At 67.2% G+C, this 13,398-nt stretch carries 11 protein-coding genes; 8 read left to right on the top strand and 3 right to left on the bottom strand.

Annotated elements, in window-relative coordinates:
• Positions 1-5: 5 nt before the first annotated feature.
• Positions 6-413 carry a PilZ domain-containing protein gene (locus tag RI03_RS08740; RefSeq protein WP_010216716.1) on the bottom strand — a complete coding sequence of 136 codons (408 nt, stop codon included), beginning with the start codon at positions 411-413 and terminating at the stop codon, positions 6-8.
• Between the two features lie 61 nt (positions 414-474).
• Positions 475-936 carry an RNA polymerase-binding protein DksA gene (dksA, locus tag RI03_RS08735; protein WP_010216714.1) on the bottom strand — a complete coding sequence of 154 codons (462 nt, stop codon included), beginning with the start codon at positions 934-936 and terminating at the stop codon, positions 475-477.
• A 394-nt stretch (positions 937-1,330) separates the two neighbouring features.
• Between dksA and RI03_RS08730 the strand changes: the two genes are divergently transcribed.
• The 6 genes from RI03_RS08730 (at position 1,331) to RI03_RS08705 (ending at position 7,276) form a co-directional block, all read left to right on the top strand.
• A complete protein-coding gene (locus RI03_RS08730) occupies positions 1,331-2,119 on the top strand; it encodes a hypothetical protein (protein WP_238542325.1) in 789 nt (262 codons plus the stop codon).
• 69 nt (positions 2,120-2,188) lie between these two features.
• On the top strand, positions 2,189-3,469 hold the full coding sequence (gene serS, locus RI03_RS08725; RefSeq protein WP_010216711.1) for a serine--tRNA ligase: 1,281 nt from the start codon (positions 2,189-2,191) through the stop codon (positions 3,467-3,469).
• A complete protein-coding gene (gene surE / locus RI03_RS08720; RefSeq protein WP_010216710.1) occupies positions 3,469-4,239 on the top strand; it encodes a 5'/3'-nucleotidase SurE in 771 nt (256 codons plus the stop codon). Before serS ends, surE begins: the two co-directional genes overlap by 1 nt.
• A gap of 152 nt (positions 4,240-4,391) precedes the next feature.
• The gene (locus tag RI03_RS08715) at positions 4,392-5,546 is read left to right on the top strand and encodes a M23 family metallopeptidase (protein WP_010216709.1); all 1,155 of its coding nucleotides are present in this window, start codon (positions 4,392-4,394) and stop codon (positions 5,544-5,546) included.
• A 54-nt stretch (positions 5,547-5,600) separates the two neighbouring features.
• Positions 5,601-6,827 carry a tyrosine--tRNA ligase gene (tyrS, locus tag RI03_RS08710; protein ID WP_010216708.1) on the top strand — a complete coding sequence of 409 codons (1,227 nt, stop codon included), beginning with the start codon at positions 5,601-5,603 and terminating at the stop codon, positions 6,825-6,827.
• A gap of 137 nt (positions 6,828-6,964) precedes the next feature.
• Complete coding sequence (locus tag RI03_RS08705) at positions 6,965-7,276, top strand: pilus assembly protein PilZ (RefSeq protein ID WP_010216707.1); 312 nt, start codon at positions 6,965-6,967, stop codon at positions 7,274-7,276.
• A 40-nt stretch (positions 7,277-7,316) separates the two neighbouring features.
• Here the strand turns inward: RI03_RS08705 and recG are convergent, their stop codons facing one another.
• Positions 7,317-9,374, bottom strand: coding sequence for an ATP-dependent DNA helicase RecG (gene recG / locus RI03_RS08700; RefSeq protein WP_010216706.1), 2,058 nt, complete (start codon positions 9,372-9,374; stop codon positions 7,317-7,319).
• A gap of 85 nt (positions 9,375-9,459) precedes the next feature.
• Between recG and RI03_RS08695 the strand changes: the two genes are divergently transcribed.
• Both RI03_RS08695 and mfd read left to right on the top strand, forming a co-directional pair.
• On the top strand, positions 9,460-9,726 hold the full coding sequence (locus RI03_RS08695; RefSeq protein ID WP_010216705.1) for an FAD assembly factor SdhE: 267 nt from the start codon (positions 9,460-9,462) through the stop codon (positions 9,724-9,726).
• Between the two features lie 112 nt (positions 9,727-9,838).
• Positions 9,839-13,291 (top strand): transcription-repair coupling factor, encoded by a 3,453-nt coding sequence (mfd, locus tag RI03_RS08690; protein ID WP_010216703.1) that lies wholly within the window; start codon positions 9,839-9,841, stop codon positions 13,289-13,291.
• Positions 13,292-13,398: the final 107 nt, after the last annotated feature.

The following is a 13,398-nucleotide window of genomic DNA, read 5'->3' as shown; positions in this document are numbered from 1 at the left end:
ACCCGTCAGCGAAGATTGCCCCGCGGCAGGATCGGCTTGACGAACACGGGCGTATGCCCCCCCTGCCCCACCGGCTTGCGGGCGAGCAATGGATCGATCGGTCGATCGAAGGCGATCCCGATCCGACCTGCGGTACACCATGCGACCTGTCCGGGAACCCAGCCGATGCCGCGGATCTCGATCTGGACCGGTACGGCCTGGTCGAGCCCCTCGGGATAATCCGCCATCAACCCACCGGCGGAGAGATTGCGGACGCGGACGGGGATCGACCCGGTTTCGCCAGCGAGACGCAACATCGCCATCAGGAACAGACTGTCCCGAGCGTCCTGCCGGCCACTGGCGGGATCGTCCACATGCTCCTGCGGGTCTGTCGGCGAATACTGGTCCATCACGTTGGTCGTACCGGTCTCCAATCAAAGCGAAGCCATAGGCTTAAAATGGTTTAGAACTGGTTAACCCAGCCTTTTGCCGAGGTCATTCCTCGCGCGAAACCTTTTCGTGCCGCTCGTGGCGCTCCTGCGCCTCGACCGTCATCGTCGCGATCGGCCGCGCTTCGAGACGGGCGAGCGAGATCGGTTCGCCGGTGACTTCGCAATATCCGTATTCGCCCTCGTCGATCCGGCGCATCGCCGCTTCGATCTTGGAGATCAGCTTGCGCTGCCGGTCACGCGTGCGGAGTTCGATCGACCAGTCGGTCTCGCTGGAGGCGCGGTCGGTCAGGTCCGCCTCGCGCAACGTATCGACCTGCAATTGCGACAGCGTTCCCGCCGCCTCGCGCAGGATCGAGTCTTTCCACGCCTGCAGCTTGGCGCGGAAATACGCCTGCTGCCGCGGGTTCATGAACGCCTCATCGGCGCTCGGGCGGTACCCGTCGTCGGTGCTCGTCGGCACCGCGAACTGTTCGGATTCGTCCAATCGATTCAAGACCGTCGCCATCCCACTCTCTCCGCTCGGTCACTGGGTGCGTTGTGCACCTCTGGACCCCCCCGGGCCAACTCCATGTCGAGCGCGCCTATAGCATGCCAAATTTACTCCACAAGCATCCCTCGTACCGAAGCTTCCGAGTTTCTTTTCGGAATGTTGCAGGCGCGCAAACCGCAATTGTTGCAGAACGGCCGAGAAATGGCGTGGCGGGTCGCGAAGTGGCACCGATTTGTATCGTCCCGGTACAGTTGCACTGACCTTGGCCCGGATCTTTGTGGAACCGGGGCCAAACCCGTCGAAAACCGGCGCGCGGTCTAGCCGCTTAACGCAATCTTGAGTGCTCATCGGCTTAATTGGTTCGGATATGTCCGTCGCGCGTCCTGCGTCGGAGAGTAGCGAGTTGCGTATGTCGGTCCGTATGGCGTTGGCGAAACTGTGTGCATGCGTCTGCGGCGGCGCGGTCGTCGGAGGCGGTGCGGTACATGTCGTAGACCGCGCGCAGTCGCGCAGCCATGTCGCGCGGCCGCTGGTCAAGCGCGTCGCGCATGGCAACAAACCCGCCGGGCCGGTGGCCCGGTCGCGCGCCGGTCTGCGCGCGCGCCCCGGCGCTGCCACGACGTGCCCTGCCGGCGCCCAACCGCAGGTCGTGGTCGTCTCCCCGCAAGGTGCCCCCTTCCCGCTGCCTTATGATGGAACGGGCTCCACCGGTGGGGGCGGCGGTGGTGGTGCTCCCCTGGTCATCGGCGGGAACAGCGGGTTCGGGGGTGGCGGGTTCCTGCCAGTTGGCTTTGCCGGCGGCGGCGCGGTTGGCGGTGGCGGTGGCGGTATCACCATCCCCGCGACATCGACCGGCCCCTCGAGCGGCGGCAGTACGGGTTCGGGACCGAGCGGAGGTTCAACCACACCGACGACGGCGGTCACCGATCCCGCCGGGGAGACCGGCGGTCGTCCAACCGCGTCGCCCACGCCCGGCTCGGGCGGATCGGCGAGCGGCGGTTCGACCGGAGGCCCGGCCCCCGGGGTCGGGATCAGCCCCGGAACGAGTTACGATCAGAAGACGACCGAGGGCACCGGCAAGCCGGGCGGCCCGCCGGCCCCAGTCCCCGCGCCGCCGATGGTGGTGTTGTTCGGCGCAGCGGCGGCGGCGCTCGTCGCGCGGAAACGCTTTGCCCGCCGCCCGTCGGCACCTGCCTGATCCGTTCGTGCGCGCGGGCAGAGCGGCCGCCCGCTTGCCTAGCCGCGCGGGCGACGCCATAGCCGGGCGATGCATGATATTCGCCTGATCCGGGATAATCCCGCCGCGTTCGATGCCGCGCTCGCCCGTCGCGGCGTAGCCCCCGTTGCCGCCGAACTGGTCGCGCTCGACGAGCGCCACCGCGCGTTGACCACCGAGTCGCAGCTTGCACTCGCGCGGCGAAACGAGGCTTCGAAGGCAATCGGTGCCGCAAAGGCCGCGAAAGACGAGGTTACCTCCGCCGCGCTGATGGAAGAGGTCGCCACGCTGAAGCAGCGGCTCCCCGCGCTCGAGGCCGAGGCCAAGACGCTGGGCGATGCGCTGCAGGAGCGATTGGCGGTCCTGCCCAACCTCCCGCTCGCGGATGTCCCCGAAGGTGCCGACGAGGATGCGAACGTCGTTGTCGCCGAGCATGGCGCGCGGACGACCTTCGCGTTCAAGCCGGCCGAGCACGACGCGATCGGCCCGCCGCTCGGGCTAGATTTTGAAACCGGCGCGGCAATGTCGGGCGCGCGCTTCACCCTGGTGCGCGGCGCGGCAGCGCGGCTCCACCGCGCGCTCGGGCAATTCATGCTCGACACGCTGTCGGGCGAGCATGGCTATGAACAGGTCGTCCCGCCGCTGCTGGTGCGGGACGAGGCGTTGTTCGGCACCGGGCAACTTCCCAAGTTCGCCGAGGACCTGTTCCACACCACCGACGGCCGCTGGCTGATCCCGACCGCGGAAGTGAGCCTGACCAACATCGTCGCGAACCAGATCCTCGGCGAGGCGGAACTGCCGCTGCGGTTCGCCGCGCTGACCGCCTGCTTCCGCTCCGAGGCGGGCGCGGCCGGGCGCGACACCCGTGGGTTCATCCGCCAGCACCAGTTCGAAAAGGTCGAGATGGTCTCGATCGTCCCGCCCGACGCCTCCGAAGCGGAACATGAGCGGATGACCGGGTGCGCCGAGGGGATCCTCACCGCGCTTGACCTGCCGTTCCGCCGGATGAAGCTGTGCACCGGCGACATGGGGTTCACCGCCGCGCGGACCTATGATCTCGAGGTGTGGCTGCCGGGCCAGGACCGCTATCGCGAAATTTCGAGCTGCTCGACCTGCACCGACTTCCAGGCGCGCCGGATGAACGCGCGCTACCGCCCCGAGGGCGAAAAGGGGACGCGGTTCGTCCACACGCTCAATGGCTCCGGCCTCGCGGTCGGTCGCACGCTGGTCGCGGTGCTCGAAAACTATCAGCAGGAGAACGGCACGGTGTCCGTCCCCGACGTGCTGGTACCCTACCTTGGCGGCACCACGCTGCTCGAGCCCGCACGCTGATGCGGATCCTGCTGACCAACGACGACGGCTATCATGCGCCGGGGTTGAAGGTCCTCGAGGACATTGCGGCGCGCCTGTCGGACGACGTCTGGGTCGTCGCCCCCGCCGACGAGCAATCGGGGGCCGGGCATTCGCTGACGCTGACCCGGCCGATCCGCGTCCGACGCCATGGCGAAAAGCGGTTCGCGGTGGCAGGCACGCCGACCGATGCGGTGATGATGGGGCTTGCCCGGATCCTGCAGGACCACAAGCCCGACCTGATCCTGTCGGGGGTCAACCGCGGTGCGAACCTGGCGGAGGACGTGACCTATTCGGGGACCGTCTCCGCGGCGATGGAAGGGGCGCTCGCGGGCGTACGATCGATCGCGTTGAGCCAGGCGTACAAGCGCGAAGGTGCCGGCGACACCGTGCCGTTCGAAGCCGCCGCCGCCTGGGGCGAACGGGTGCTGCGCCCGCTGCTGGACGCGCCGCTGGAACCCCGGACGCTGGTCAACGTCAATTTCCCCGCCGTCGCGGCGGACGTGGTCAAGGGCGTCCGGATCGCGCAACAGGGCCTGCGCGATTATGGACGGCTCCAGATCGTCACCAACCGCGATCCGCGCGGCTATGAATATCATTGGTTCGCGCTCGGGCAGACGGTCGAGACGCCAGCGCATGCGACCGACCTCGAAGCGGTGGCGGACGGCTATGTTTCGGTCACGCCGCTGCATCTCGACCTGACACATCGCCCGTCGCTTTCGATGCTCGCGGAGCTTTACGGCGCGGGGTGACGAGGCAAGCGCCTCGGTTCGTCAGGAGGGTATTTGGGGAATACAGCCACGATCACCGTGCCTGGTTCCTCGACAGCGCTCGAAACGAACGGTCCGGGTGTGTAAGGGGAATGTCGTTTCGTTTTAGCGGCATGGGAATAAGGCTTTACGGAATGGCAGGCGTTCCTCTCGCCCTGATCGCGCTGACGATGACGGCGTGCATCCCGCAGGACGACGATCCGCGACGTGGCTATCCGATGGCGGACAGTCGCGACCGCCAGGATACCAGGTTCGACGATCGCTACCCCGAGGATAGCCCCCCACCGCGTCGCGCGCGGCGCGAACCACGGCGCTACGAACCCCGCGACAATCAGCGCCCGTATGAGCCGCAAGGCGGCTACCCGCCCGAGCGGATCGCTACCCTCCCCGCGCCGCTCGCCGCGTGGCAGGCGAGCCCCGTTACGCCCTCGGCGCGGCAGGTTGCGCCCTCGGTCTATGTCGTTCGTCCCGGTGATTCGCTCAGCGCGATCGGCGACCGGACGGGTGCCGGCTCCGACGCGATCGCGCGCGCCAACCGTCTCCCGCTGCCGTTCGTCGTCCGGCCGGGGCAGCGGCTGACGATCCCCGGCGGTCGCTATCACCGCGTCGCGGCGGGGCAAACCGGGATCGCGATTTCGCGCGCCTACGGGATCGACTGGTCGCGGATCATCGCCGCGAACGACCTGCGCGAACCGTATACGCTCCGCGTCGGCATGCGCGTGCTGATCCCCGACACCACGACGAGGAGCGCCGCCGCCGAGCGCGCCGCCGCCTTCACGCTCGACATCGACGATATCGTCACCGGCAGCGAACCCGCGCTCGCCGCCAACCAGCGTCCTGCCCGCCCGTCCGCATCGCCGCAGCGCAGGCTCGCGCCGACCCAGGCGATCGCTGCGCCCGCCCGGCTGACCAGCGGGTTCGACTGGCCAGTGCATGGGCGGATCGTAACTCGCTTCGGCCCCGGCGCGCGCGGGGAACGCTACAATGGCGTCAAGATCGCCGTCCCGCTCCGCACGCCGGTGCTGGCGGCGGCGGATGGCGTCGTTGCCTATGCAGGCAGCGGGATTCCGCAACTGGGCGGGGTGGTCATCGTCCGCCACGGTGATGGCTGGGCAACCGTCTACGGCCACGCGAGCAAGCTGCTCGTCCAGCGCGGTCAGGCGGTGCGGCGTGGACAGACGATCGCGATGTCGGGCGACACCGGGGGTGCCAGCCGCCCCGAGGTGCATTTCGAGATGCGCAAGGGCCGCACCCCGATCGACCCGCAACGACAACTGCCCGCGATCTGACGCCCTGCGCGTGGCAGGGTGACGCGCGGATCGGACTTTTGTAGAGCGGCTGCCATGACCGACTATTCCTCCGACCTGCTCCGCCTGCTGTCGACGCGCGGCTACATCCACCAGCTGACCGACGCGACCGCGCTCGATGCGCTTGCGGCACGGCAGGTCATCCCGGGGTATATCGGGTTCGACCCGACCGCGCCGTCGCTCCACGTCGGCAGCCTGGTCCAGATCATGCTGCTGCGCCGCCTCCAGCAGAGCGGCCACAAGCCGATCGTGCTGATGGGCGGCGGGACCGGCAAGATCGGCGACCCGAGCTTCAAGGACGAAGCGCGCAAGATGCTGACCGAGGATACGCTCGCCACCAACGTCGCGTCGATCCGGCGGATCTTCGAGCGTTTCCTGACCTTTGGCGACGGGCCAACCGATGCGGTGATGCTCGACAACGCGCAGTGGCTCGATGCGCTCGAGTACATCCCGTTCCTGCGCGACGTCGGCCAGCATTTTTCGATCAACCGGATGCTGAGCTTCGATTCGGTCAAGCTCCGGCTCGATCGCGAACAGTCGCTGAGCTTCCTCGAGTTCAACTACATGATCCTCCAGGCCTATGACTTCCTGGAACTGTCGCGTCGCGCCGGATGTCGCCTGCAGTTGGGCGGATCGGACCAATGGGGCAATATCGTCAACGGGATCGAACTTGCGCGCCGGATGGACGGGACCGAGGTGTTCGGCGTCACCACCCCGCTGATCACGACCGCCGATGGCGGCAAGATGGGCAAGACGATGGCGGGCGCGGTGTGGCTCCACGAGGACCAGCTGCCGCATTTCGATTACTGGCAATTCTGGCGGAACACCGACGACCGCGATGTCGGGCGATTCCTCCGGTTGTTCACCGACCTGCCGCTTGACGAGATCGCGCGGCTCGAGGCGCTCGAGGGGGCTGAGATCAACGAGGCGAAGAAGATCCTCGCCGACGCAGCGACCGCGCTGTGCCGTGGCGCGGATGCCGCCGCCGAGGCCGCCGAGACGGCGCGCAAGACGTTCGAGGAAGGGAGCGCAGGGGGCTCGCTCCCGACTTTCGTCGTCGAGGGCAGTATCGGGATCGTCGATGCGCTCGTCGGACTCGGGCTTGCCGCGTCGAGGGGCGAGGCGCGCCGTCTCATCAAGGGCGGTGGCGCGCGGGTCGGCGCGGACAAGGTGACCGATGAGGCGCTGGTCGTCACGGTCGGCGACGAACCGGTCCGGATTGCAGCGGGAAAGAAGCACCACGGCCTTCTGGTGCGCGGCTGACGTCCATCGCGCGTTGCCTTCAACCGCAAGTAAATCGGGCACATTCCAAGAGAGCTTACCGCGCGTTCACCGTATTCGTTACGGTCTGCTTCATCCGAAAGGACTAGCGCTACCAAAGCCGAACAAAGGAACGCGCGATGGCGAAGGCACTGGCTCTCAAGGCATCCAACCAACGCGCCCTGCAACGGGACGAAGTTCATTATCGCGCGCGCGCGACCGATGCCAAGGGGGCACCCGCCTCATTGCTGATCGTCAACATCACCGTGATGGGGATGATGGCACGCGGCGAAATGGCGGGCGATGTCGGCGATCACGTGCGGATCACGCTCCCCGTGGTCGGCGCTGTGGCAGCGGAAATCCGCTGGGCACTCGGCGGGCGGATCGGGTTCGAATTCACCCCGCCGATCGCGCTGACCGATTATGACGCGGTGCTGAAAGCCATGGTGTAAGGCGGGAGAAAGCGCTCGAACCGAGCGAACACCGCCAAACTTACCCAGACCGCAGCAACGCCACCCCGGCATCCCGTTCGAACAAATACAGCGCCGTCCGCGCCGCCTGTCCCCGCGCGCCGTCCAAGCCACCATCGCGATCGATCAGCAACCGCGCGTCGTCCGTCGCCACGGGGAGCAAGGCCCCGAGCATTTCGGGCGTCGCCAGCCGGAACCCCGCCTCCCCGGACTGACGCGTCCCGAGCAGTTCGCCCGCGCCGCGCAGCCGCAGGTCCTCCTCCGCGATGCGGAACCCGTCGGTCGTCTCGCGCATCAGCGCAAGCCGCGCGCGGGATGTCTCGCTCAAGGATCCGCCGCGGATCAGCAGGCAGTTGGACTTGCCGCCCCCGCGCCCGACTCGCCCGCGCAACTGGTGGAGCTGCGCGAGGCCGAAGCGATCGGCATGTTCGATCACGATCAAAGTAGCATTGGGCACGTCGACCCCGACCTCGATCACCGTAGTGGCGACCAGCACGCCGTGCCGTGCCTCCGAAAAGGCCTGCATCGTCGCGTCCTTGTCGGCGGGCTTCATCCGGCCGTGGACCAGCCCGACCGCATCCCCTAACCGCGCACGCAGCGTCTCGGCGCGCGCTTCCGCCGCCGCCATGTCGCTCTTCTCGCTTTCCTCGACCAGCGGGCACACCCAATAGGCCTGCCCACCATCCGCTAGATGCCGCGCGAGCGCCTCGACCACTTCGGGGAGCCGGTCCTCGGAGATCACGCGCGTTTCGATCGGTTGCCGGCCCGGGGGCATCTCGTCGAGCTGGCTGACGTCCATCTCGCCGTAATTGGCGAGCGTCAGTGTCCGCGGGATCGGCGTCGCGGTCATCGCGAGCAGATGCGGGCTGCGGCCCTTGGCCTGCAGCAACATCCGCTGCGCGACTCCGAAGCGGTGCTGCTCGTCGACCACGACCAGCCCGAGGTCCTTGTACGCTACGGTCTCCTGGAAGATCGCATGCGTGCCGATCAGGATATGGATCTGCCCCGCGGCAAGCCCCATCAGCACGCCCTCGCGCACGCGGCCCTTGTCACGCCCGGTCAGCACCGCGATCTCGATCGGCAGGCCACCGAGCAGCCGCCGCAGCGATTCGTAATGCTGTCGCGCGAGAATTTCGGTCGGCGCGAGCAACGCGGCCTGTGCGCCACCCTCGACCGCGACGAGCATCGCGAGTGCCGCGACCAGGGTCTTGCCCGATCCGACGTCGCCCTGGAGCAGCCGCAACATCGGTTGTGCCTGCGCCAGATCGCCCTCGATCTCGCGGATCGTCCGCGCCTGCGCCCCGGTCAAAACGTAAGGCAACTTCAACGCATCGCGCAGCCGCCCATCGCCCGCGAGCGCGCGTCCCTTGCGCGCGCGCGACGATTGCCGGACCAGCATCAGCGCGAGCTGGTTGGCGAACAGCTCATCATAGGCGAGCCGCTCGCGCGCCTTGGCGTCGGCGGGGTCGGCATGGATCCGCGCGAGCGCCTCCCGCCACGCGGGCCATTCGTTCTTCGCGAGCAGCCCGGGCTCGATCCATTCGGGGAGATCGGGCGCGCGCTCGACCGACTGCGCGGCGAGCTGGCTCATCCGCCGCGAGGAAATCCCTTCGGACAGCGGGTAGATCGCCTCGCGCTCGGCCATCTCACCGGCCTCGTCGAGCGGCAGGACATAGTCCGGGTGGACCATCTGCAGATCCTGGCCGTAATGCTCGAGCTTGCCCGACACACGCCGCGGCTCGCCGAGCGGCGCGAGTTTCTTCGCCCAGCCCGGATGCCCGCCGAAATAGACGAGGCTGACGTAATTCCCCTTGGCGTCGGTCGCCTGTACGCGCGTCGGCCCGCGCCCGTTGCTCGACCGGTAGGAGACCGCGGTCAGCGTGATGACGATGATCCGCCCTGAATCCGCCATGTCGAGCTCATCGCGCGGGAAGCGATCGACCCAGCCGGTCGGCAGATGGAACGCCACGTCGACCACGCGCGCCAACCCCAGACGGTCAAGCGGCTTGGCCAGCGCGGGGCCGATGCCCTTCAATGCCGTAACTTCGGCGAACAATGGATTGAGGATGTCGGGTCGCATGTCTATCTGAAGCGCTCTTACCCCTCCCCGATCCCCGCCGCCAGCACCCGCGGACGGGTGTCGGGCAATTGTCGTTGGGATCCGCATGGACCGAGATATCCGCCTCAAGCGCCTGCATTTTCGCAGCCATCATCGTGGCACGAAGGAAGCCGATCTGTTGATCGGCGGGTTCTTCGATTCCGCGCACCAACGCTGGGACGATGCGGAAATCGCCTTGTTCGAGGAATTGATCGAGGAACAGGACGTCGACATCATGGCGTGGGCGATCGGGATGGAACCTGCGCCGGAACGCTACGCCGGGTCGATCGTCGAGGCGCTGAAGCAGCTCAATTACGTGCCGATCGCGAAGTAAATCGCGTCACCCTGAACGTGTTTCAGGGTCCACTCCTCCACTCGGACGGCATTCTCCGCTGCCCGGTGGACCCCGAAACGCGTTCGGGGTGACGGATACCAAGACTAGACCTATGCCCAACCTTCAGACGATCCTCACTGCCAAGACCCCGCTGACGCTTGCCGGCGTGCCGACCGGGTTCGAACCTTGGCTGCTCGCCGACCTGTCGCGAGCCGCGACGGCGCGCGCGGTGTTCGTCGCGCCGGACGAGGCCGCGATGCGGGCGATCGCCTCGACCGCGCAGACGTTCGCGCCTGAACTGGAGGTGCTGACCTTCCCGGCATGGGACTGCCTGCCCTACGACCGCGCGTCCCCGACGTTGCGTGTCATGGCGGAACGCATGGCGACGCTCCACCGGCTCCAACAGAAACCGAGCGGCCCGCAATTGCTGGTGACGACCGTCAACGCGGTCGCGCAGCGCACGCTGACCCCGTTCCGCATCCGCCAGCTCGTCGCGCGGCTCGCGCCGAAGGAGCGGATCGGGCGCGACCGGCTGGCCACGCTGTTGCAAGCCAATGGCTATGTCCGGGTGGAAACCGTTGCGGACGCTGGCGAATTTGCCGTACGCGGCGGGCTGGTCGACCTGTATCCGTCGGGGGAATCGCAGGCACTCCGGCTCGATTTCTTCGGCGACGAGATCGAAAGCGTCCGCACCTTCGACCCCGCGGACCAGCGCACGACCGGGCGGATCGACGGCTTCGTCCTGCTCCCCGCCTCGGAGACGCTGCTCGACGAGGACAGCATCAAGCGGTTCCGCGCGCGCTACCGCGAGCGCTTCGGCGCGACCGCGACGGGCGACCCGCTGTACCAGGCGATCAGCGACGGGCGTCGGCTCGCGGGGATGGAGCATTGGCTCCCGTTGTTCGAGGAGAAGATGGCGACGCTGTTCGACCATCTCGGCGATGACGCGGTCATGGTCCGCGATGCGGGCGCGGTCGCGGCGGCCGAGGCGCGGTTCGAAGCGATCACCGATTATCACGGCAATCGCGTCAAGGCGCAGTCGAGCGATCCGGGCAGCTATCGGCCGCTTCCGCCAGACGCCCTGTACCTCACCGCCAAGGACTTCGCGCAACAGCTCGATGCCGCCCCGGCGCATCGCATCACCGCGTTCCATGAACCCGAGAGCGCAAGCGTGCTCGATTTCGGCGTCGACGGCCCGCGCGACTTCGGCGCGGAGCGTGCGAGCGGCGTCAATATCTACGAAGCGGTCGTCGAACATCTCGGCAAGTTACGGAAAGACGGCAAGAAAGCGATCCTCGCCAGCTACTCCACGGGTTCGCGCGACCGCCTCGCCGGCCTGCTCGCAGACCACGAACTGACCAATACGGTCAAGGTCGATAGCTGGCAGCAAGCGCTCGGCGTCGGTGCCAAGTCCGTGGCGTTGCTGGTCCTGCCGCTCGACCACGGCTTCTCGGGGCCCGAAGTCGCGTTGCTGACCGAGCAGGACATGCTCGGCGACCGGCTCGTGCGTCGGAACAAGCGCAAGAAGTCCGCCGACGCGTTCCTTGCCGAACTGGCGATGCTGACGCCGGGCGATCTCGTCGTCCACGCGGACCACGGCATCGGCCGCTATGAAGGCCTGACCTCGATCCCGGTCGGCCAGGCCCCGCATGACTGCGTCGCGCTGACCTACTCGGGCGGCGACAAACTGTTCGTGCCGGTCGAGAACCTCGAGGTTCTGACCCGCTACGGTTCCGACGCCGACGGCGCGAGCCTCGACAAACTCGGTGGCGAGGCATGGCAGCGCCGCAAGAGCCGGATGAAGGAGCGCATCCGCGAAATTGCGGGCGAACTCATCGCGACCGCCGCTGAACGCGCGCTGCGCCCGGCGGATACGATCGAGCGCGACAGCGGCTATGCCGCCTTCGTCGACCGCTTCCCCTACGAAGAGACCGAGGATCAGGATCGCGCGATCGAGGACGTCATGGGCGATCTCGAAAAGGGCACGCCGATGGACCGGCTCGTCGTCGGTGACGTCGGCTTTGGCAAGACCGAGGTCGCGCTGCGTGCCGCATTTGCCGCCGCGATGGCGGGGCTGCAGGTCGCAGTGGTCTGCCCGACGACATTGCTTGCGCGGCAGCATTTCAACAATTTCAAGGCACGGCTCGAAGGCTTCCCACTCAACGTCGGGCGGCTGTCGCGGCTGGTGCCCGCGGGTGAGGCCAAGACGACCAAGGAAGGCCTCGCGGACGGGACGATCGACGTCGTTGTCGGTACCCATGCGATCCTGGCAAAGGGTATCGATTTCAAGCGCTTGGGTCTCGTCATCGTCGATGAGGAACAACGGTTCGGCGTCACGCACAAGGAACGGTTGAAGTCGCTCAAGGCCAACGTCCATGTCCTGACGCTCACCGCCACGCCGATCCCGCGCACGCTCCAGATGGCGATGTCGGGTCTGCGCGAACTGTCGGTGATCCAGACCCCGCCGGTCGATCGCCTAGCGGTCCGCACCTATGTCATGCCGTGGGATCCGATCGTGCTGCGGGAGGCGCTGCTGCGCGAACATTATCGCGGCGGGCAGAGCTTCTTCGTCACACCGCGGATCAAGGATCTCCCGGATATCGAGGAATTCCTTCGCGAATCCGTCCCCGAAGTGCGCTTCGTCGTGGCACACGGGCAGATGTCGCCGACCGAGGTCGAGGAGCGCATGTCTGCCTTCTACGACAAGAAGTTCGAGGTGCTCGTCTCGACCACGATCGTCGAAAGCGGGCTCGATATTCCGAGCGCGAACACGATGATCATCCATCGCGCCGATCGCTTCGGGCTGGCGCAACTCTACCAGCTTCGTGGTCGGGTCGGCCGCGCGAAGACGCGGGCCTATGCCTATCTCACCACGCCCGCCGACCGGATCCTGACCGAGACCGCCGAGAAGCGGCTCAAGATCCTGTCCGACCTCGATAGCCTCGGCGGCGGGTTCCAGCTTGCCAGCCATGACCTCGACCAGCGCGGCGCGGGCAATCTGCTCGGTGACGAACAATCGGGGCATATTAAGGAGGTTGGCTACGAACTCTACCAGTCGATGCTGGAAGAGGCGATCATGGATGCCAAGGCTGGCGGCCAGCGGCTGCGCCCGAAGGACTTCTCGCCGCAGATCACGGTCGACGCGCCGATCCTCATCCCCGAGACCTATGTCCCCGACCTCGACCTGCGGATGGGGCTGTATCGTCGCCTCAACGATGTCGAGGACCAGAATGCGCTGGAAGGTTTCGCTGCCGAACTGATCGATCGTTTCGGCGCGCTGCCCGGACCAACCGAGAACCTTGTCCGCCTCATCGAAATCAAGCTCAACGCCAAGAAGGCGTGCGTCTCGAAAATCGACGTCGGACCGAAGGGCGCGCTGGTCTCGTTCTTCAACGATGCCCCGCCGAATGTCGCGGGGCTGCTCGCGTGGGTCGCCAAGCTCGACGGGGTCGCGCGGTTGCGCCCCGATTCGAAGCTGGTGGTGACGCGCAGCTGGGGCGATCCCAAGGCGCGGCTGCATGGCGCATTGCAGTTGTCGAAGGGGCTTGCGCGGGCGGCCGGGTAACGCGGGATCGTTTTCGCATTCACCGCGCCCCTGGGCACGAACCCGACTCGCCGCACGGTGGCCCCTGAAACGAGCTCGGGGTGACGGCGGAAGGGATGCCCCTGGTT

This window comes from Sphingomonas sp. PAMC 26621 (assembly GCF_000251145.1).
In the GTDB taxonomy this organism is placed as follows: domain Bacteria; phylum Pseudomonadota; class Alphaproteobacteria; order Sphingomonadales; family Sphingomonadaceae; genus Sphingomonas.
Note: the sequence above shows the minus strand (reverse complement) of the source record. Positions and strands in the feature narration are given on the sequence as shown.

Excerpts from the sequence above, each read along its gene's own strand:
- dksA (WP_010216714.1), bottom strand. The coding sequence starts at position 936 with ATGGCGACGGTCTTGAATCGATTGGACGAATCCGAACAGTTCGCGGTG.
- RI03_RS08730 (WP_238542325.1), top strand. The coding sequence starts at position 1,331 with ATGTCGGTCCGTATGGCGTTGGCGAAACTGTGTGCATGCGTCTGCGGC.
- serS (WP_010216711.1), top strand. The coding sequence starts at position 2,189 with ATGCATGATATTCGCCTGATCCGGGATAATCCCGCCGCGTTCGATGCC.
- surE (WP_010216710.1), top strand. The coding sequence starts at position 3,469 with ATGCGGATCCTGCTGACCAACGACGACGGCTATCATGCGCCGGGGTTG.
- RI03_RS08715 (WP_010216709.1), top strand. The coding sequence starts at position 4,392 with ATGGCAGGCGTTCCTCTCGCCCTGATCGCGCTGACGATGACGGCGTGC.
- tyrS (WP_010216708.1), top strand. The coding sequence starts at position 5,601 with ATGACCGACTATTCCTCCGACCTGCTCCGCCTGCTGTCGACGCGCGGC.
- RI03_RS08705 (WP_010216707.1), top strand. The coding sequence starts at position 6,965 with ATGGCGAAGGCACTGGCTCTCAAGGCATCCAACCAACGCGCCCTGCAA.
- recG (WP_010216706.1), bottom strand. The coding sequence starts at position 9,374 with ATGCGACCCGACATCCTCAATCCATTGTTCGCCGAAGTTACGGCATTG.
- RI03_RS08695 (WP_010216705.1), top strand. The coding sequence starts at position 9,460 with ATGGACCGAGATATCCGCCTCAAGCGCCTGCATTTTCGCAGCCATCAT.
- mfd (WP_010216703.1), top strand. The coding sequence starts at position 9,839 with ATGCCCAACCTTCAGACGATCCTCACTGCCAAGACCCCGCTGACGCTT.